This is a genomic window from Paraburkholderia sp. SIMBA_027 (assembly GCF_046535315.1).
GTDB classification, from domain to species: domain Bacteria; phylum Pseudomonadota; class Gammaproteobacteria; order Burkholderiales; family Burkholderiaceae; genus Paraburkholderia; species Paraburkholderia tropica.
Genome location: NZ_JAWRWY010000002.1, coordinates 499444 through 517584, shown reverse-complemented (window position 1 = coordinate 517584; position 18141 = coordinate 499444). Strand labels below are relative to the sequence as shown.

The window sequence follows — 18141 nt, the reverse complement described above, 5'->3', positions numbered from 1 at the left end:
CGGTAGGATGTCGGGACGGCGGCGCGCGCATCGCATTGCGCAATGAATGCAATACGTCAGGCGCGCGCCGTCCACTTTTTTGGGCGCATCTGTGCATACGCACGCATAAGCTCGCGCAACCCGACGGAGACCGGACTGCCATGAACCTCGTTGCTGAATTGCCCGCCGACCTGAGCGGCCTCGAACAACTCCAGCGCATGCTCGCAAGCGGGCGCAGCGCGCCCATCGGCGAAACGCTCGGCTTCAAGCTTGTCGAAGTCGACGAAGGCCGCGTGGTGTTCGAAGGCGTGCCGGGACTGCACGCGTACAACCCCATCGGCACGGTGCACGGCGGCTACGCGGCCACGCTGCTCGATTCCGCTTGCGGTTGCGCGGCGCATTCGCGCCTCGCGCCGAATCAGGGCTATACCACGCTCGAACTCAAGGTGGCGTACCACCGCCCCATGACCGCAAACACAGGCCCGGTGCGCGCGGAAGGGCGCGTGCTGAGCATCGGCCGCCGCGCGGCCTTCGCGGAGGCGTCGATTACCGATGCGGCCGGCAAGCTCTACGCATCGGCGACCTCGACGCTGCTTGTTTTCGAACGTGAAACGCCGAAGGACTGATGTCACGCGGATAAAGACGGGCACGGCATTCGCTCACTGCGGATTTCAAGGGAACCAACACGGCCTCGCGGCTGCCACATGATCAGCGAGGGCCGTGCAGGCGCACGGTTTCCCAACCGCGAGGAGACAGCATGGACGCCGTGCATTCCTTCCTGCGCTCGCGCAGACGCTTTGTCGCCGGGCTGGGCGCCGCGGTTTATAGCGCGGCTTTCCCCGCTTTGCTGTCCGCCAATGCGGCGCACGCAGCAAGCGCTGCGAATCCGGCGGATGCAAAACAGCCCGCGCCCACTGGTGCGAAACTCGAAACAGTCGCGACCTTCGGTGACGATTTTCGTCTCGTCGGTATTGGTGTGTCGAAAGCGGGGCGCGTCTTTGCGACTGCGCCGTCCTCGGTGCATCGCTCGCGTTTCAGTGTTGTCGAAGTCGATCTGCGCAGCGGCAGTCTGCTGCCGTTTCCCGACACGCGCTGGAACACGTACCAGCCGAATCGCTCGGGTGAGCGTCAGTGGATTTCCGCGCAGGCGCTCTGGGTGGATGAGCGCGATCGCCTGTGGGTGCTCGATTCGTCGCTGCCCTCGGTCGATCAGCGCCTGCAACCGCCCAAACTCGTGCAGTTCGATATCGGCAAGGCCACGCCTGTGCGCACGTATACGTTCGAGTCGGCCATCACGCCCGCCGATTCGATCAACGACGTGCGCATCGATCTGCAGCATGGCTACGCGTTCATCAGCAACGCGGGCAATCGCGGCGGCGTGGTGGTTGCGCGATTGAGCGACGGACGCGCCCGCCTCGTGCTCGCGGGCGACCGGTCCAGCGTGTCCGATCCGCAGCAGCATCTGATGTTCGGCGATCGCGTGGCGCGCAAGCTCGACGGCCAGGTGCTCGTGCTGCAAACCGACGGCATCGCGCTGTCGCCGCAGCGCGACTGGCTCTATTACCGCCCGCTCACCGATCATCACTATTGGCGCGCGCCGATTGAAGCGCTCATCGACGAATCGCTCTCGCCGCAAGCGCTCGCGAAGCGCGTGCAGTATCTCGGCGATTACGCGCTCACCGGTGGTCTGCTAATGGGCGCGGACGGCACGCTTTATGGCGGCGACCTCGAAAAGCGCACGGTGGTGGCGCTCACGCTCGTCGCGCGCAACGGCAAGCCGGCCTTTACTCAACGCACGCTCGTCGATGAACCCGGCAAGGTGTCATGGGCCGATGGATTCGCACTTCAGAACGATTATCTGTATTTCGCGGATTCACATCTGCACGAATTGAACTTTTCGAATGGCTATCCGCGCAAAGGGCGCTTCGCGATTTTTCGCGTGAAGCTGCCGCCGCAGCCGCCTGGCTTGTTCGCAGGCTGATGCGGCCGCGCAGAGGACGTGAGCGGGACACTCAAAGCGCGCCGTGCGCCTTGTCCTCGATAAGTTTGACGAGCGTGTGAAGCAGGCGGTTCGCGGGCGTGGCCACGCCGAGCGCCGTGCCGCGCCGCACGATCAGACCGTTCAGATGATCGATCTCGCTGCGCTTGCCGCGCGCAAGATCCTGCGCGGTGGAGGAGAACTGGCCCGGCATGGTTTCGGCGATGCGGCGCACCGCGGCTTCCACATCGGGCGGCAGCGTCACGCCATCGGCATGCGCCACGGCCTTGCATTCTTCGACGACGTCGTGCATCGCGTCGCGCACGCCCGTGCCTTCCACGAGGCGTCCATACGGCAATTGCGTGATCGCCGAGAGCGCGTTGTACGCGCAATTCAGAATCAGCTTCGCCCAGAGCGCGCCGCGTACGTTCGCCGAGATTTCGGTGGGGACGTCGGCGGCGATCAGCGTTTGCGCGATGGCTTCGCTGCTGCGCGAAGGCTCGATCACGAGTTCGCCGCGACCATGATGGCGCACGTGGCCGGGGCCGGCCATTTCCGTCGCCACGTACACCACGGCGGCGGCAACGTCCTGCGCGATCACCGTGCGCAAACGCTCGGCGTTATCGACGCCGTTCTGCAGCGTGAGCACCAGCGTGTCCGCGCCGAGATGCGGTTTGATCGACTCGCCCGCGCTTTCCGTATCGGGCGACTTCACGCAGAACAGTACGAGTTGCGCGCCCGCCACCGCATCGGGGCGCGTGCTGGCGCGCAGATGCGGCGCGCCGATGCGCTCGTCGAAGGTCTGCGTTTCCAGACGCAAACCTTCGCGTTCGATCACCTCGACGTGCTGCTCGCGGCCGATCAGCACGACGTCGTGTCCCGCGCGCGCAAGCATGCCGCCGTAATAGCAGCCGACCGCGCCCGCACCCATGATGGCGACTTTCATCTTCCTGGCTCCTTCATTCAAATGCTTCGGTATGCTGATGATTTAGACACGGTCGTCCGCGCGGCGCGGCTTAACGCAGTTCGAAGCCGAGCGCCTGGAGGGCGTCGCGCAGACGGTCGCGGCCATGCAACGACTCGCGGCTACGCCAGCGCGCGAGCGAACGCGAGGTCCAGCCGGCAGCGCTGAGGCCTTGCGCGGTCTGGAACGCGCCCATCACTTCATCGTAGTGCGCGATGCCTTCGGTTTGCGTCGGCGCGTCGTATTGCTCGCGATGCAGCACCACGCTTTGCGGCAGACGCGGCTTGACCTGCGCCGGGCGCGACTCGTCCGCGTAGCCCACACAGAGGCCGAACACGGGCATCACGCGCGGCGGCAAACCGAGTTCGGCGGCGACCTGTTCGGGCTGATTGCGGATCGCACCGATATACACCGAGCTCAGGCCGAGCGATTCGAGCGCGACCACGGCGTTCTGCGCGGCGAGGGCGGCATCGATCACGCCGACCAGCAGCGTTTCCATATAGTGCAGACCTTCGGCGCTCGCGGACGTGCGTTGCGCGGCGGCTTCCAGACGGTTGAGGTCGGCGAGCCAGACGAGAAAGAGCGGCGCTTCGCGGACCTGCGACTGGTCGGCGGCGAGCTTCGACAGACGCGCCTTGCGTTCCGGGTCCTCGACAGCGACGACGCTCCACGTTTGCAGATTCGATGACGTGGAGGCCGACTGCGCTGCGGCGATCAGCGTTTCCAGCGTGCCTTCGGGCAGCGGCTTTTGGGCGTAATTGCGGACTGAACGATGCGCGAGCAGCGTGTCGAGCGTGGCGTTCCAGGCGGGCAGCGGCGCGTTCCAGGGCGTGCCGTAACGCGCGTCGAGTGCTTCGGTGGCGTTCTGGGCGGCGGTCTCGGGCGTGCTGAGGGTGGACATCGGTTTGACTCCGGCGAATACGTTGAATGCAGACGGGTTAAGCGGGGCGCGTGGGCGCGAGCGCCGTATGGTACATGGCCTCGCGATTTGGCGCTGGGGGGCGAGTGGGTGGCATGCGCGCTGCGCTCTGCACAGTCGGCGCGTTGCCGTTATCATCATTGCGCGCACGCGCCGCGGCATTCGACCTTCCGCCCGGCCGCGCACGCCTTCCGATTGCCTTTCGCGCGCTGAGCTGGCGCGCGTTCACGTGCAGTGTCAACGTCTGCGAGGCCCTGTTATGTCGGCGAATTCTTCGAATGCTTTCCCGAACGCAACACCCGTCTGGTTCATCACCGGCTGCTCGATCGGCTTCGGCCGCGAGTTCGCGCGCGCCGTGCTCGCGCGCGGCTGGCGCTGCATCGCGACCGCACGCAACAAGGCCGCGCTCGACGATCTCGCGCCCGAGGCGGGCGAGCGTTTGCTGTGTGTCTCGCTGGACGTGACCGATCCGGTGCAGATTGCTGCGGCCGTTGCGCAGGCGCGAGAACGTTTTGGCGCGATCGACGTGCTCGTGAATAACGCGGGTTATGGTTATCAAAGCTCGATTGAAGAAGGTGAAGAGACTCAGATTCGCGCGCAATTCGATGCAAATGTGTTCGGTCTGTTTGCGCTGACGCGCGCGGTGCTGCCGGTCATGCGCGAGCAGAAACGCGGGCACGTGATCAACATTACGTCGGTGGCGGGGCTCGCGGGCTTTCCGGGGTCGGGCTATTACGCGGCCAGCAAGCACGCCGTAGAGGGCTTCTCCGACGCCTTGCTCGCGGAGGCGGGGCCGCTCGGCATCAAGGTGACCTGCGTGGAGCCGGGACCGTTCCGCACCGAATGGGCGGGGCGCTCGCTCGTGCAGACGCCGAATCGAATTGCCGATTACGCGGAAACCGCGGGCGCGCGCATGCAGCGCACGGCCGAAGGCAGCGGCCATCAGCCGGGCGATCCGGCGCGCGCCGCGCAGGCGATTATCCGCATCGCGGAAGTGGAGTCGCCGCCGCGTCACTTCGTGCTCGGCGCGTTCGGCGTGGATGCGGTGGCGGCGCGTTTGCGCGCCGCGCTCGCCGATATCGAAACGTGGCGCGAGGCGGGACTGGCGACGGATTTTCCGGCGGGGGAATGAAGGTGGGATGTTTGCGCCATAAGGGTGCTGCAAAAATTGGTGAGGCATGCTTCGGGGCATCCTTCGCTGCATTCCCATTCGCTCATCCCGTCGCCATCACCAACGTCCCTGTCGCGACCAGTGCGCCGCGCCATAACCAGTCGAAGTTAATCCAGCCGCGCTTTAGTATTCCCAGCCCGACGTATTCATAAGCGACGAGTGCGATGACCGCCGTCGTCGCGAGCGTGACGAGCGTATGCAGCGCGGTGAAGCCAAACGACACGGCCAGCGGATTGACGCCGCCCGCGCCGCACAACGACAGCATAGCGGGCATGAGCATGAGACCCGCGCCGTGCAGCGTCGCCATCAACGCGGACCACGCTGCGAGACCGAGAAATCCGGCGGTCATGCCTACGCGCGCGCGATGCCGATGCCCATACACATGCTGCCAGATCGCCCAGCCGATCAGCAGCGCGCCCAGCACCCAATGCAGGCCGCCTTGCGCGAAACGCGGCACCCACGCGCCGAGCAGCGCAATCGAACTCGTGAACAGCAGCACGGAAGCCGCATGCCCGAGCGCGATCGGCGGCAACGCCATCAACAGCGCGCCGCGATTGCGCCGTTGCAGGCCCAGCGCCGTCGCGAACAGCCAGCCCATCGCCGGATTCGCGCCGTGAAAGACGCCGCTGCCCACCACGGCGCTCCACGCCGCCCAGTGCGCGTCAAAGCCGCCGAAGATGCCGTTCATCGCACCGCACGCTCACGGGTAGCAATACGAGTCCGACGAACAATCGCCGCCTTCCAGCCGGATCTGATGCGGTCGATGCGTCTTGGGCCATTGCACGAAAAAGCGCTCGTCGAAGGCGAGGCCGCCGTCCGGACCGGCGTCGAGCTTCACCATCCATCCGTCGATTCCCTCGGGATAAAACTGGCCGTCAATCGCGCCATACAGCGAATTGGTGAAATAGACGCGCCGCCCGTCGCGGCTCACTTCGACCATCTGCGGGCCGCCGTTTAGCGCGCGTCCGCCCGCGAGCGGATGCGTCGCGCGCGAAACGATGCCGCCGATCCGCACGCTGCCAGTCAGTTTGGGATGTTCGGGGTCCGAAACATCGTATTGCCGCAGATCGCCGGTTCCCCAGCACGCCACGTAGAGGAAGCGGTCGTCGAGCGACAGTGCGATATCGGTCACGAGCGGCGGCACGGCGGCGAAGCCCTTGAGCATCGGCGGCAGCAGTTCCGGATCGGCGGGTTCGGCGGGAATCTCGATGATTTTGCGCGCCGCCCATTGATCGCCGTCGAGATACCATTGCCAGATCGAGGCCGAAAGATCTTTCAGGCTGATCACGGAATTCACGAAGCCATACGGGCGCGTGGGATCGTGCGCGGGCCGCAGTTCGAAGACGAGTTGATTCTCCGCGCCGAAGTCGAGCGTCTGCTTGTGCCGCCGCGTGTGCAGGTCCCAGAAGTGCAGGCGGTGACCGTACTGGCCGCCCAGCAGCACTTCGGGCAGGAGGCCGTTTTCGAACGTCGCGGGCAGGCCCCATTCGCTCGTCACGACCGTGTCGAAGCCCAGATGCCACCAGCCGTCGTACGCCAGCTCCTGCGGGCCGCGTTCGATTTCCCACTGGCCGAGAATATCGAAGCTCTCGTGATCCATCAGGAAGATGCCGCCGGGCGCTTCGCCGTGAGCATTGGCGAGCGCGGTGACATAAATGCCATCCGGCCCGCAATGCACCGTATGAGGGCGCGTGTAGCCCGCACGTTGCGCGACGCTCTCCGGTTCGTGAACGCGCACGATATGCGGCCGACGCGGATCGGGTTTCGTATCGACAATATGAATACGCGACGATCGCAATCCCGGCACGACGAGATAACGGCGCTCCGTATGCGCGTGCGGCGCGTTCGGGCACAGGCACGAACTGCACGCATTCCAGCCGAAGTGATGTAGCTCGTCGCCGGTATGGGGCATCGCGAGACGATGGACGATGCGGCCGAATTCCGCCGAAGCAGGATCGAGATCGACCACGTCGAGCGAGTCCGGCACCGCGCCAGTAGGGTCGAAACTCGCGACCCACGCTAGCTTTTCGGGGGCCGCGTCGGCGGCAAGACGGGCCGAAGGGTAAAACGTCGGGTCCGGTTTCCACGTTGCCATCGCTGTCTCCTCCTTGCACTTCGACGAGTCGGAGTGGCTATGATGCACCAGAGCCGACTCGCGTGGGTGAGCGATGATTGCCCGCCGCGCCTTATTCCATAAGGGAAAAAGCTTATGTCTTAACAAACGAAGCGCATTCCCATCATGCGAACAGGGATAAAAATCGGCGCGCGATTATACGAGTCACGAAAACAGTGAATTCGTTTGGCTGACATTTATCTTGGAGCCCGGACTTTCTAGACTTGTCAATAACGGTTCGCAGCGAGCGCTGCACCGACAAGTCAAGTTACCGGAGGTTATGTCATGAAGTCGCTTCTCAAGGCTGTTGCGCTGGCCGCCGTGCTGGCGGTGCCCGCTGTGTCGTTCGCCCAATCGCAGCCGGAAAACGGCCCCGTCACGCGCGCACAGGTGCGCAATGAGCTGAAACAGCTGGAATCGGTGGGTTGGAGACCGAACGTCGTGTCTCCTTACTATCCTGAAGATTACCGCGCCGCGCAGGCCCGCCTCGCCGCACGTAGCGGCTACGGTCCTTCGACCGATGGCACCTCGCAAAGCGGTTCGGCCAGCTCGTATTCGCCGCCGGTCATCATGAAGTGAGCGTGATACAACGTAATGGAATGCGAAAACGCGGTGCGTCCCGATGGGGCGCACCGCGTTTTCGTGTTCTGAATAATTCAATACGATTGCGGTGAAAGCGCTTTCACTGCGGCGTATTCGCTGGACGCGTTAAATGTTTTGAATTGAATCGCGATCCCGGTCGTCGATCCATGCGTGCGTCTCGTCGAGAATTTCGTTCGAGAGCGCGGGATCGTCGATCAGGCGCGCAAGAATCACGGCGCCCACCATCGCCGACCAGCTGCCGATGGCCGCGCGCCGCACGTGTGCCGCCGTGGAAGCGTCTCCACTCGCCGCCTTCGCGGCACTCAATCGCTCGATCTGCTTCTTGAGGCCCGCCGCCATCACGGCGCGCGCTTCGGGCGTTTGACGCACCGTTTCCGCGCCCAGCGCCGCGGTCGGACAACCGCCGGCGAGATTGTCGCGATGCGCGCGCGACAGATAGCGCGCCGCGTAACGCGCCACATCCGTTTCGCCGACCTCGCCCTGCGCAAACACGTGCGAGAGCGTTTCCGCAATCAGATCGTCCTTCGACTTGAAATAGCCATAAAAGCCGCCGTGCGTGAGGCCGGCGGCGCTCATGACCTCGGCGACCGTAACGGCGTCGTAGCCGCGCTCGCGGAACAAGCGGCTGGCCGCTTCCAGAATTTTCTGACGATTGATCGCCACCTGCTCACGACTGACTCGCATCGCGTTCTCCACGGACTCCGATTTTCTGCTTGACATTATACATGATGCTCATCATGATTCGATTCAAATACATGACGGTCATCATGTATAAACCGATCGATACACAAAGGAGTGTCACCATGTCAGCAAAACCCGTTGTTCTGATCACCGGCGCGTCAGCAGGAATTGGCGCGGTCTATGCCGATCGTTTCGCGCAGCGCGGTCACGATCTCGTGCTCGTCGCGCGCGATCAGCCGCGGCTCGAAGCGCTGGCTGCACGGCTGCGCGAGCGAGATGGCGTGAATGTCGAGATTCTGCGCGCCGACCTGACGCAGCAAGCAGACCTCGAACAAGTGGAAGCGCGCCTCGCGAACGATGCGGGCATCGGCGTGCTGGTGAACAACGCGGGCACCGCGGCGGCGGGCACGTTCGTCGAGCAAGGCGCCGAGGTCGTGAGCAAGCTGATCGCGCTGAACGCCACGGCGGTCGCGCGGCTCGCCGCCGCCGTCGCGCCTCGTTTCGCGCGCGAAGGGCAGGGCGCGATCGTCAATGTGGCGTCGGTGCTGGGTCTCGTGCCCGAATATCATGCGACGCTCTACGGCGCGACCAAGGCGTTCGTGCTGTTCCTCTCGCAAGGGTTGCACGTCGAACTCGGGCCGAAGGGTGTCTACGTGCAGGCGGTGCTGCCGGGCGCGACGCGCACGGACATCTGGTCGCACGCGGGCAAGGACGTGAACGAACTGAATGGCGTGATGGAAGTCGACGATCTCGTCGATGCGGCGCTCGCGGGCTACGACCTGCGCGAGACGGTCACCATTCCGCCGTTGCCCGACGATCAGCAGTGGAAGACGTTCGAGGCCGCGCGTCAGGCGATGGCGGCGAACTTCGGTCAATCGAAGCCGGCGGCGCGCTATCGCGCGACGGCCGCCGAAGCGAAGTAAGCAAACGTGAAGTGTCGAAGCCGGGCGCGCGAGTCTGCTTGCGCGCCCGGGCTACGTTGACGTTATTGCGCGGGCGCGGCGGCCTGCGTGCCCGAAGCCGCATCGGCGGGCGCGGGCTTTTCCTGATCGGGCTGCCAGCCGCCGCCGAGCGCGAGGAACAGCTTGACCTGATCGAGCGCGACCTGGCCTTCGGCTGCGGCCACTTGCGAGTGCGCCGCCGTGAGCGTGCGCGTGGCGTCGAGATCGGAGAGGAACGATTCGCGGCCCGCCGAATAGAGGCGATGCGTTTCGTCGGCGGACTGCTGCGCCGAGCCATACGCGGTGCGCAGCGAATCGGCGCGTTGCGTATCGGCGGCGTAGGTGGCGAGGCTCGACTGCGTTTCGCGCAGCGCGTTCAGCACGACGCCGTCGAAATGCGCAAGCGCGCCGGCCGTTGCCGCTTGCGCGCCGCGCACGCGGGCGCGCTGGCCGTTCGCCGGGAACGTCCAGTTAATCAGGGGTCCGAATGACCAGCTATTGGTGATCGGCGAGAACAGATCGCTCGCGATACCGACCGAGCCGACGCTTGCGCCGATGCTGATATCCGGATACATCTCCGCCATCGCCACGCCGATTTTCGCCGTCGCGGACGCAAGCTGGCGTTCGGCTTCGCGCACGTCCGGGCGGCGGCGCAGCAGCGCCGCGCCGTCGCCGACCGGAATCGGCTGCGAGAGCTTCGGCAGGCGGTTGCAACTGAGTACGGCCGGCGGCAGCGCCGACGGCGGCTGCGCGAGCAGCATCGCGAGCTGATATTGCGCGATGCGCTGGCGTCCCTGGAAGCGCGGAATGTCGGCGGCGAGCGTCTGGACTTGCGTCACGCCGCGCGTCACGTCGGGCTGGTTGCCGCGGCCCGCGTCGCGCAGACGTTTGGTGAGCGCCACGCGCTGCTGTTGCAGCTTCAGCGATTCCTGCGCAATGGCGAGTTCCTCGCCCGCCGAGCACGATTCGACATAGGCCTGCACGACGTCGGCGACCACGGTGATGCGCGCGAGATCGGCGGCGGCCAGCACGGCTTCGTCTTCGGCCTGCGCCGATTCCACGCCACGGCGCAGCTTGCCGAACAGATCGAGTTCATACGAGACGTTCACGCCGAGCGAGCCGAGGTTTTCCACCGGCAGCTTGCTGAACAGCAGGTATTGTTCCGCCGATTCCTGGGCGCGCTGGAAGCCCACGGTCGCCCCGCCCGAGAAGCCGCCTTGCGCGTTGGCCACATCGAGCGCCGCGCGCGAACGCGCGAGATTCGCGGCCGCCACGCGCAGGCTCGCGTTCGATTGCAGCGCATCCTGCACGAGCTGATCGAGCGTGGGATCGTCGTAAAGACGCCACCAGTCGTTGGGCACGTCGCCCTGCGAGACCGGCGCTTTATCCGCGCCCGCGATCGGACCTTGCGCGAGCGGCGCGTTGACGAGCGCTTCGTTCGGCAGCTTGTAGTTCGGGCCCAGATTCATGCACGCGCCGAGCGCGAGCGTGAGCGGCGCAAGCGCAAACGAGCGCCAGAGGCGGCGGCGCGTCATTGCGAGGCTCCGCTCGCGGCCGTTGCTGCGCTTGCGCCGCTTGCACTGCTCGCACCGCTCGCGCCATTGGCGTTGTCCTTCGCGCGCTGCTTGTCGTTGGCGTCCGCGCGCACGGCGACGGTCGCGGTGCGGCCCGCGATCATGCGGAAGTCGTCGGGCACTTCGTCGAGCGCGACGCGCACCGGAATGCGCTGCGCAAGACGCACCCAGCTGAACGCCGGGTTCACGTTTGGCAGCAGGTTCGGGCTCGCCTGACGATCGCGGTCCTCGATCGCCGCGACGATGCTCTGCACGTGACCGCGCAGCGGACGCGTTTCGCCCATCACCGTGATCTCGACCGGTTGGCCGATATGAATGCCGTGCAGGCGCGTTTCCTCGAAATAGCCGTCGACGCGGAACGAATGCATGTCCACCACGGACAGCACCGCGCGGCCCGCCGACACGTATTCGCCCACACGCGGGGCGCGGTCGTTCAGATAACCGTCTACCGGACTCACGATGGTCGTGCGTTCGAGATTGAGCTTCGCGGTGTCCACCTGCACCTGGGCGTCGGCCGCGGCGGCTTCACCCTGTTCGACGCGCGTGCGGCTCTCTTCGAGCGTTTCGCTCGCCACCAGGTTGCCGAGCGTGATGTTGCGCGCGAATTCGCGTTTGGCCTGCGCGAGCGTGGCCTTGCGCTGTTCGAGCGCGGCCTGCGCGAGACGCAGCGCGAGCGTATAGCGCGCCTGGTCGATCACGAACAGCACCTGGCCTTTCTTGACCTGCTGGTTGTCGACCACATCGACATTCGTAATGAGGCCGCCGACATCGGGCGCGACCTGGATCACGTCGGCGCGCACGTGGCCGTCACGCGTCCACGGCGAGAACATGTAGTAGTTGACGATGCGCCACAGCACGAGCGCGGCGACGACGACGACGATGAGCGTCAGCAGGATTTGGCCTGCGGAGAACCAGGTTTTTTTCACGTTCACGTTAGTTCACGAAGCGATGCGACACGATGATGACGGCAGCCAGGACGAATACATAAATGCCGAGATCGAAAATGGAGCGATGCCAGACGAGCCGGTAAAAACCGACCCGCGTGAGCACCTTGCCGATCACGACATTGATGAGGTACGCGATCAGCATCAGCACGAGCACGGCCGGCACGAACACGCCGAAGATATCGATTTCGCCGATCATGGTGCGGGTTTTACAAAGACAGAAAATGGTTGTGCGCTCACGCTTTGCCTCCCGAGGTATCGCCGCTCGGACGCTGGGCGACCAGCGTCGGGTACAGCGAGAGACGCAGCCCGACCAGCGCGTGCAGCGTGTCGCGCAGCCAGCGCTGCGAGACGCGCATGCGCAGCGGCGCGGCGTTTTCGGTCTGCGCGTTGCCGAGGCCTTGCGCGATGCCGCGCGTGGCCACGCGGTGCAGCGCGTCGTCGATGGTGGCGAGCAGCGCGGGCGGCGCATCCTGGCGCGCGCTTGCCTGCGCGCAGCGCGCGTAATGATCGCTGACGCCGGCGAGCACGCGGTCGATGGCGGCGGGCACGTCGCCGTCGAGCTTGCGGCGCGAGCGGCGCAGATCGAGCGCATTGAGCGCGATGCGCAGATCGCGGAAGCTCTCGATCGACGGATGGCGGTGCTCGTCGGAAGCCGCGAGACGCGGCAGCAACTGCATCAGGCGATCGAGCATGCGCGAGGCCAGATTGCGCTGATCGCCGAGCGGCGCGACCGAGGCCGAGAGCGCCACGTCGGACCAGCTCGAACGCAGCAGTCGGCGCGCGGCGAGTTCGGCGCCGAACGGGCGCGTCACGCGCGTCCACACATAAGCGAACAGCAGGCCCGCGACGCCCGCGATATTACTGTTCAGGAACACGAGGAAGTCGGCCTCGTAGGCGCTCTGGATGCTGATGAAGGTGGCGGTGTTCACGGCCACGAGCATCGTCACCATATTGAACTGCGGACGCGGTATCAAGGTGCCGATCAGGATGAACGGTCCCGCGAACAGCAGCACGAGCATCGGGAAATCGTGCACCTTGGGCAGCACCACGAACAGATAGAGGCCCGCGAACACCACGCTCGCGGCGGTCGCGGCGAAAAAGCGGAACACCATCGGCGCGGGCTCGTCGAGCGCGGCGAAGAAGCAGCAGGCCACGGCCGCGAGCGTCACCGCGCCCGCGCCGTCGTGCCAGCCCGAACTGACCCAGAGCCAGCAGGCCACGAGAATCGCGCTCACCGGCACGGCGCATGAAATCAGCATCATGCCGCGATCGTAGAAGCGCTCGGTGCCGCCCAGGCGCCAATGGCGATAGCGCGGCCGCCACGAACCCGCTTCGTGTGCGATCAGCGCACGCAGCGAGCGGCAGTCCTGCCACACGTCGATCACCTGGCCCAGCCGCCAGAGCGCGTTCGAGAGCAGCGCGCCTTCCCAGCTCGTGAGCGCGTCGTGGCCGGGCTGCAGCGCGACGATGCGCGCGCGCAGGCTGTCGGCGACGGGGTCGCCGGAGTCGTCGTGCATCTCGGCGGCGCGCGTGGGCAGCGGCGCGTCGAACCATTGGGCGGCGTCGGCAAGCAGCTTGTCGAGGCCTTCGGGCCACGTGTGCAGGTCGCGGCGCAAGGCCAGCAGCGGGTCGGCGAGCGCCGAAATCATCGGCAGAAACAGTTGCATGCGGCCGCGCAGATTCTCCGCGCGCGCGAGCACTTCGGGATGAGTATGGTCGTAGCTCAACTGGCTGAGCAGGAATTCGAGCTGATTGACCGTGGCCGCGAGACGCTGGCGGCAAGCCGAAAGCGCCTTGCCGGTGATGTGGCCCGAGAGCGTTTCGCGGCCGTAGAAGGCGGCGTCGCGAAACCAGGCGTCGGCGCGCTCGATCAGCGTGGGCGCGAGGCGGCTCGGCAGGATGTTGCTCCCCACGACGCTCGCGCAGATGATGCCCAGCGTGATTTCCTCGGTCCGCGCGATGGCCACGTCGAACACGGTGCCCGGATCGGTCACGGTGGGCAGCGCGATCAGCGGCATCGTGTAACCCGCGAGCATGAACACATAGCTGCGCGCCGTGCGGTCCATGATCGCGAGATAGAGCAGCGTGCCGGTCCAGGTCGCCACGATCACGCTGAACAGCAGCGGCGTTTCGACGAAAGGCGGCACGAGCGCGATCGCGGCGGCCGCGCCGAGCGCAGTGCCGAGCGCGCGATAGAGCGCCTTCGAGCGCGTCGCGCCGACAAACGGATTCGAGACGATATAGACGCTCGCCATCGCCCAGTACGGACGCGGCAACTGGAAGATCAGCGCGATATAGAGCGCGAGCATCGACGCGGCGAACGTCTTGACCGAGAACAGCCAGTCGCGGAGGGTCGGGTAGGTCATGAGGCCGCTTTCAGCTTTCGGTCCGGGGCGCGCCCTCGGCCGGGTCCGGGGCGTTGAACGCGGTGAGCACGCGCAGCGTGGCTTCGAGATCCGCCCGGCTCACGCCTTTGAGCACGCGCGCGCGCAGATCGCGCAGATCGGCTTCGATGCGCGCGGTGACGGCGCGGCCTTCGTCGGTCAGTGAAATCGTTTTCGCGCGGCGGTCGTCCGGGTCTTCGTCGCGGCGGGCGAGGCCGGCGGCGCAGAGCTGATCGAGCAGACGCACGAGCGACGGGCCTTCGATGCCCACGTGTTCGGCGAGCGTGACCTGGCGCACGCCTTCGCCCAGGCGGCCGGCGATCAGCAGCGGCGAGGCGCAGGCTTCGGAGACGTTATAGGCCGTGAGCGCGCCATGCGTCGTGCGGCGCCATTTGCGGGCGGCGAGGACGAGCGAACTGCTGACGGCCAGTCGTAAGGTGTGAAGATTCGACATCGGCGGGATGATAGCCCAAAGCGATTTGGTAGCAAACTATCTTTTTCCGGCTGACGACGCCATCCTCGGATAGTAATCGAGCCGGCGTTCGCGTGGCGGCCGCGCGCCCTTCGTGTGACGCCCGCGCCACACCGGGCGGCTGCCGGAGCCCGGCGGGTGCAGATTGTCACACACGCTTACTTGCTTTGCAGCGAAGCGCCAGGCGCGGACACGTCGACACGCCAATACAGATAGCGACGAGCGATGACGCGCGGCGCGGTCTCAGCGCGCGGACCAGCCTTGCAGCACGGCCGACAGCGCGGCCATATCGGTGATCACGTGGGCGACGCCTTCGGCCCGCAGCGCCTCGGCGCTGCTGTGGCCCGGTTCGGCGGGGCTGTAGCCGAACACCGTCGCGCCCGCCGCGAGGCCCGCGCGCGCGCCGGTCACGGTGTCTTCGATCACGGCGCAGCGGCGCGGGTCCACGCCGAGCCCGGCCGCCGCCGCCAGATAGACGTCGGGATGCGGCTTGCTGCGCGGCGTTTCGTGGCCGCTATAAATATGTCCGTCGAAACACGCGAGCAGGCCGACCTTGCGCAGTTGCAGTTCGACCTTGCGGCGATCGGCGCCCGACGCCACGGCGATTCGTCCGCCAAAGGCCGTATGCACGGCGCGCACGGCGTGGGGCGCGCCCGGAATCTCCACGAGGTCGCGCGCGAGCGCCTCGTTGCGGCGCGCGCGAAAACCCGTCAGCCAGTCTTCGGTGATGCGATAGCCGGTGTGCGCCTCGATGCGATCGGCCTCGTCCTTCACCATCTTGCCGACGAAGATGCGCATGGCATCGTCGACGCTGAGCGTCCAGCCCAGTTCGCCGAGCATTTCGACCAGCACGACATGCGTGATGCGTTCGGAATCGACCAGCACGCCGTCGCAATCGAACAGCACGGCGTCGAAGGGGAGAGCGGAAAGTGCGGACATCGTCGAATGAGCGTGGGAGCAGTGAAAGCAGATTGAAATCATGAGCGGGCGCGAGCCGCGCGGCAAGAGCGCGATGATACCGGCACGCGGCGCGCACTGGAGTCGAAGGCACGAAACACGGGACAATGGCGGTTTCGCTTTTCCGTTCACGCCAGCATGCACAACGACTCCGCCGCCGACAAGACCGACGCCGCCCCCGAACTGCCGGGCCGCGCCAGCTACACGCAGTTCGCCGACCGCTACGCGCAAATGGCGCCCGAAAAGCCGCACAACGCGCTCTACGAGCGCCCGGCGACCGAAGCGCTGCTCGGCGACGTGGCGGGCCTCGCGGTGCTCGACGCGGGGTGTGGCCCCGGTATCGTCAGCGCCGAACTCGCGGGCAAGGGCGCGCGCGTGCAGGCTTTCGACGTCACGCCGGCGATGGTCGAACTCGCCCGCGTGCGTTGCGCGGACATGGCGGTCGAGGTCGCGCAAGGCGATCTCGGCCAGCCGCTCCACTGGCTCGCAGACGCGCAGTTCGACCGCATCGTCTGCTCGCTCGCGCTCGACTATGTCGAGCATCTCGCGGACACCTTCGCGGAGTTTCATCGCGTGGCGCGGCCCGGCGCGCAACTGGTGTTCTCGATGGCGCACCCGATGCGCGACTGGATCGACACGCGCACGCGCGGCGGCCGCACGTACTTCGAGACCACGCGCTTCGGCCTGCACTGGGGCGGCTTCGGCGAACCGAAGCCGTATGTGGAGGCGTATCGCCGCCCGCTCGCCGATATCGTCAACGCGTTGATCGACACGGGCTGGAGCATCGATCGCGTCAGCGAGCCGAAGCCTTTGCCCGAGATGAAGGCCGTCGCGCCCGCGCTCTACGCGGAGTTGATGATCGCGCCCGCGTTTATCTGCGTGCGGGCGCGTCGCGTGTGATCTGACGCGCCACGAAGCGCGGCGAGCGTCTGTGTGTGCGCCTGGCGATCAGCGCCGCGCGCTCGCCGCCGACAGCGACTCTTCGAGCGCGGCCACCCCCGCGGGCAGATCGACGTTCGCGCCCAGATCGCGCATCGTGCGGCCGAGCGCATGCACGGTGCGGAACAGATGGTGCTCGCGGCATTGCTCGCCCATCTGTCCGATACGAATGATTGGAAGTCCGAACGATCCAGCGATTTCCACCTGATACTGCTGCGAGATGTGATTGCACACGTCGCGCGGCGTGAGTCCGTTGGGCAACTCGATGCCGACCACGGAATTCAGGCGGCAAAGCTCGGGCGTGTACAGCGCGAGGCCGAGCGCCGCTACGCCGCTTTGCAGCGCGAGCGAGCAGCGCTGATGGCGCGCGAAGCGCTTTTCCAGCGTTTCCGTGCAGACGAGCCGCAGCGCTTCGTGCAGCGCGAGCACGCCCGACACCGGCGCGGTGTAGTGATAGCCCGCCTTGTGCCAGAAGTTTTCGGCGAGCACGGCGTCGAGACACCAGTGCGTGTTCGGCGCGGTGCGTGTGCGCACGCGCTCCCAGGCGGCGTCGGAGAACGCGATCAGCGAGACGCCCGGAATCGACGAGAGACCTTTCTGGCCGCCCGTAATCACCGTGTCGATGCCCCAGGCGTCCATTTCCAGCGGCATGGTGCTCAGCGTGCAGACGGCGTCCACCACCACGAGCGCACCCGCCGCCTTGGCGATCTGCACGATGTCCTTGAGCTGGCGGTTCCAGACCGTGTTCGAGGTTTCGCCGTGCACGATGGTGACGATGGCCGGGCGCGTGCGTTCGATGGCCTGCGCGACGGCTTCGAGCGACGCGATCTCGCGGTCGGGCACGTCGAGCGTGGTGACGTCGGCGCCGATGCGGCGTGCCATCTCCGCCATGCGGCCGCTGAAGAAGCCGTTGACGATGGAGAGCACGCGCGTGCCGGGCCAGGCGAGGTTGCAGATCGCCATTTCCATGGCCGCCGAGCCGGGGCCGGCCACGCCGAGCACCCAGTTCGAACGCGTCTGGAACACGTAGCGCGCCATGGTTTTCACCTGGTCGATGACGCGCGCCATGGTGTCGCCGAGGTGATTGATGACGACCGAGTTGGCCTTCGCGACGGCGTCCGGAATCGGCACCGGGCCCGCGCCCATCATGAGCAGCGGCTCGTCGGGCAGGATGTCGGTGAGCGGATCGACGCCGGGGCACGGGACCGGCAACGTGGCGGCGGCCGCCGCTGCCGCCCGTTGCAGGGTGAGGGAGTCGGTGGGTCGCGTGTTGTCGGTCATGATGATTCCTTTTCGGACAGTGGAGAAATGCGCGCGCTCGGGCGGCAAGGGAAACGTACAGTGTTCTCCGGCTCGCCGCGCAATACCATGTACAGTTGTGCGCTTTTCGCCTGAACAGTCGGGATGCGGCGCTGCGACGCGCGGCGCGGGGTTCTATAATCGGCTGCGCGGCGCGGCTTTGCAACGATGCTTCGAACGACGTTTCAAACGACGTTTCAAACGCGGCGCCCGCATTCAT

General features: G+C 66.1%; 18 protein-coding genes. 6 read left to right on the top strand and 12 right to left on the bottom strand.

The features are described 5' to 3' along the window. Positions 1-140 precede the first annotated feature (140 nt). A complete protein-coding gene (locus SB764_RS05235) occupies positions 141-605 on the top strand; it encodes a PaaI family thioesterase (protein WP_183713705.1) in 465 nt (154 codons plus the stop codon). Positions 606-736: 131 nt separating this feature from the next. Continuing rightward, positions 737-1960, top strand: a complete 1224-nt coding sequence (locus tag SB764_RS05230) for an L-dopachrome tautomerase-related protein (protein ID WP_321892969.1) — start codon at positions 737-739, stop codon at positions 1958-1960. 31 nt (positions 1961-1991) lie between these two features. On the opposite strand, the gene SB764_RS05225 is transcribed toward SB764_RS05230, so the two are convergent. Both SB764_RS05225 and SB764_RS05220 read right to left on the bottom strand, forming a co-directional pair. Then, positions 1992-2903, bottom strand: a complete 912-nt coding sequence (locus tag SB764_RS05225) for a ketopantoate reductase family protein (protein WP_065065409.1) — start codon at positions 2901-2903, stop codon at positions 1992-1994. A gap of 70 nt (positions 2904-2973) precedes the next feature. Next, entirely contained in the window at positions 2974-3822 is an 849-nt protein-coding gene (locus SB764_RS05220; RefSeq protein ID WP_321892967.1) for an NADPH-dependent oxidoreductase, read from the bottom strand. Between the two features lie 277 nt (positions 3823-4099). Here SB764_RS05220 and SB764_RS05215 point away from each other — a divergent pair, with 277 nt between their 5' ends. Beyond that, complete coding sequence (locus SB764_RS05215; RefSeq protein WP_410862836.1) at positions 4100-4972, top strand: oxidoreductase; 873 nt, start codon at positions 4100-4102, stop codon at positions 4970-4972. Positions 4973-5054: 82 nt separating this feature from the next. Here the strand turns inward: SB764_RS05215 and SB764_RS05210 are convergent, their stop codons facing one another. Both SB764_RS05210 and SB764_RS05205 read right to left on the bottom strand, forming a co-directional pair. Continuing rightward, positions 5055-5699 carry a hypothetical protein gene (locus SB764_RS05210; protein ID WP_336751499.1) on the bottom strand — a complete coding sequence of 215 codons (645 nt, stop codon included), beginning with the start codon at positions 5697-5699 and terminating at the stop codon, positions 5055-5057. Positions 5700-5711: 12 nt separating this feature from the next. After that, on the bottom strand, positions 5712-7106 hold the full coding sequence (locus tag SB764_RS05205; RefSeq protein ID WP_410862834.1) for a selenium-binding family protein: 1395 nt from the start codon (positions 7104-7106) through the stop codon (positions 5712-5714). A gap of 303 nt (positions 7107-7409) precedes the next feature. Between SB764_RS05205 and SB764_RS05200 the strand changes: the two genes are divergently transcribed. Beyond that, complete coding sequence (locus tag SB764_RS05200) at positions 7410-7703, top strand: DUF4148 domain-containing protein (RefSeq protein ID WP_065065404.1); 294 nt, start codon at positions 7410-7412, stop codon at positions 7701-7703. A gap of 129 nt (positions 7704-7832) precedes the next feature. Here the strand turns inward: SB764_RS05200 and SB764_RS05195 are convergent, their stop codons facing one another. Continuing rightward, positions 7833-8411 (bottom strand): TetR/AcrR family transcriptional regulator, encoded by a 579-nt coding sequence (locus SB764_RS05195; RefSeq protein WP_183713696.1) that lies wholly within the window; start codon positions 8409-8411, stop codon positions 7833-7835. Positions 8412-8530: 119 nt separating this feature from the next. Here SB764_RS05195 and SB764_RS05190 point away from each other — a divergent pair, with 119 nt between their 5' ends. Next, positions 8531-9331, top strand: coding sequence for an SDR family NAD(P)-dependent oxidoreductase (locus tag SB764_RS05190; protein ID WP_110326985.1), 801 nt, complete (start codon positions 8531-8533; stop codon positions 9329-9331). 62 nt (positions 9332-9393) lie between these two features. Here the strand turns inward: SB764_RS05190 and SB764_RS05185 are convergent, their stop codons facing one another. The 6 genes from SB764_RS05185 to SB764_RS05160 all read right to left on the bottom strand — a co-directional run bounded on the left by SB764_RS05185 (position 9394) and on the right by SB764_RS05160 (position 15665). Then, positions 9394-10884 (bottom strand): efflux transporter outer membrane subunit, encoded by a 1491-nt coding sequence (locus SB764_RS05185; RefSeq protein WP_183039108.1) that lies wholly within the window; start codon positions 10882-10884, stop codon positions 9394-9396. Next, a complete protein-coding gene (locus tag SB764_RS05180) occupies positions 10881-11849 on the bottom strand; it encodes an HlyD family secretion protein (protein WP_065065480.1) in 969 nt (322 codons plus the stop codon). Before SB764_RS05180 ends, SB764_RS05185 begins: the two co-directional genes overlap by 4 nt. A gap of 7 nt (positions 11850-11856) precedes the next feature. Next, complete coding sequence (locus SB764_RS05175) at positions 11857-12066, bottom strand: DUF1656 domain-containing protein (protein WP_027818583.1); 210 nt, start codon at positions 12064-12066, stop codon at positions 11857-11859. A gap of 37 nt (positions 12067-12103) precedes the next feature. Beyond that, positions 12104-14236 (bottom strand): FUSC family protein, encoded by a 2133-nt coding sequence (locus SB764_RS05170; protein WP_074982441.1) that lies wholly within the window; start codon positions 14234-14236, stop codon positions 12104-12106. A 10-nt stretch (positions 14237-14246) separates the two neighbouring features. Then, positions 14247-14708, bottom strand: coding sequence for a MarR family winged helix-turn-helix transcriptional regulator (locus tag SB764_RS05165; RefSeq protein ID WP_065065398.1), 462 nt, complete (start codon positions 14706-14708; stop codon positions 14247-14249). A gap of 261 nt (positions 14709-14969) precedes the next feature. Next, positions 14970-15665 carry an HAD family hydrolase gene (locus SB764_RS05160; RefSeq protein ID WP_110326836.1) on the bottom strand — a complete coding sequence of 232 codons (696 nt, stop codon included), beginning with the start codon at positions 15663-15665 and terminating at the stop codon, positions 14970-14972. Positions 15666-15821: 156 nt separating this feature from the next. Here SB764_RS05160 and SB764_RS05155 point away from each other — a divergent pair, with 156 nt between their 5' ends. Then, complete coding sequence (locus SB764_RS05155; RefSeq protein WP_065065396.1) at positions 15822-16583, top strand: class I SAM-dependent methyltransferase; 762 nt, start codon at positions 15822-15824, stop codon at positions 16581-16583. 48 nt (positions 16584-16631) lie between these two features. Here SB764_RS05155 and SB764_RS05150 read toward each other — a convergent pair whose 3' ends face one another. Next, complete coding sequence (locus tag SB764_RS05150) at positions 16632-17771, bottom strand: pyridoxal-phosphate-dependent aminotransferase family protein (RefSeq protein WP_234774728.1); 1140 nt, start codon at positions 17769-17771, stop codon at positions 16632-16634. Positions 17772-18141: the final 370 nt, after the last annotated feature.

Coding starts and splice junctions, on each gene's coding strand:
- SB764_RS05190 (WP_110326985.1), top strand. CDS start 8,531: ATGTCAGCAAAACCCGTTGTTCTGATCACCGGCGCGTCAGCAGGAATT.
- SB764_RS05150 (WP_234774728.1), bottom strand. CDS start 17,771: ATGATGGGCGCGGGCCCGGTGCCGATTCCGGACGCCGTCGCGAAGGCC.
- SB764_RS05210 (WP_336751499.1), bottom strand. CDS start 5,699: ATGAACGGCATCTTCGGCGGCTTTGACGCGCACTGGGCGGCGTGGAGC.
- SB764_RS05225 (WP_065065409.1), bottom strand. CDS start 2,903: ATGAAAGTCGCCATCATGGGTGCGGGCGCGGTCGGCTGCTATTACGGC.
- SB764_RS05235 (WP_183713705.1), top strand. CDS start 141: ATGAACCTCGTTGCTGAATTGCCCGCCGACCTGAGCGGCCTCGAACAA.
- SB764_RS05195 (WP_183713696.1), bottom strand. CDS start 8,411: ATGCGAGTCAGTCGTGAGCAGGTGGCGATCAATCGTCAGAAAATTCTG.
- SB764_RS05215 (WP_410862836.1), top strand. CDS start 4,100: ATGTCGGCGAATTCTTCGAATGCTTTCCCGAACGCAACACCCGTCTGG.
- SB764_RS05220 (WP_321892967.1), bottom strand. CDS start 3,822: ATGTCCACCCTCAGCACGCCCGAGACCGCCGCCCAGAACGCCACCGAA.
- SB764_RS05155 (WP_065065396.1), top strand. CDS start 15,822: ATGCACAACGACTCCGCCGCCGACAAGACCGACGCCGCCCCCGAACTG.
- SB764_RS05170 (WP_074982441.1), bottom strand. CDS start 14,236: ATGACCTACCCGACCCTCCGCGACTGGCTGTTCTCGGTCAAGACGTTC.
- SB764_RS05230 (WP_321892969.1), top strand. CDS start 737: ATGGACGCCGTGCATTCCTTCCTGCGCTCGCGCAGACGCTTTGTCGCC.
- SB764_RS05200 (WP_065065404.1), top strand. CDS start 7,410: ATGAAGTCGCTTCTCAAGGCTGTTGCGCTGGCCGCCGTGCTGGCGGTG.
- SB764_RS05205 (WP_410862834.1), bottom strand. CDS start 7,106: ATGGCAACGTGGAAACCGGACCCGACGTTTTACCCTTCGGCCCGTCTT.
- SB764_RS05185 (WP_183039108.1), bottom strand. CDS start 10,884: ATGACGCGCCGCCGCCTCTGGCGCTCGTTTGCGCTTGCGCCGCTCACG.
- SB764_RS05175 (WP_027818583.1), bottom strand. CDS start 12,066: ATGATCGGCGAAATCGATATCTTCGGCGTGTTCGTGCCGGCCGTGCTC.
- SB764_RS05160 (WP_110326836.1), bottom strand. CDS start 15,665: ATGTCCGCACTTTCCGCTCTCCCCTTCGACGCCGTGCTGTTCGATTGC.
- SB764_RS05165 (WP_065065398.1), bottom strand. CDS start 14,708: ATGTCGAATCTTCACACCTTACGACTGGCCGTCAGCAGTTCGCTCGTC.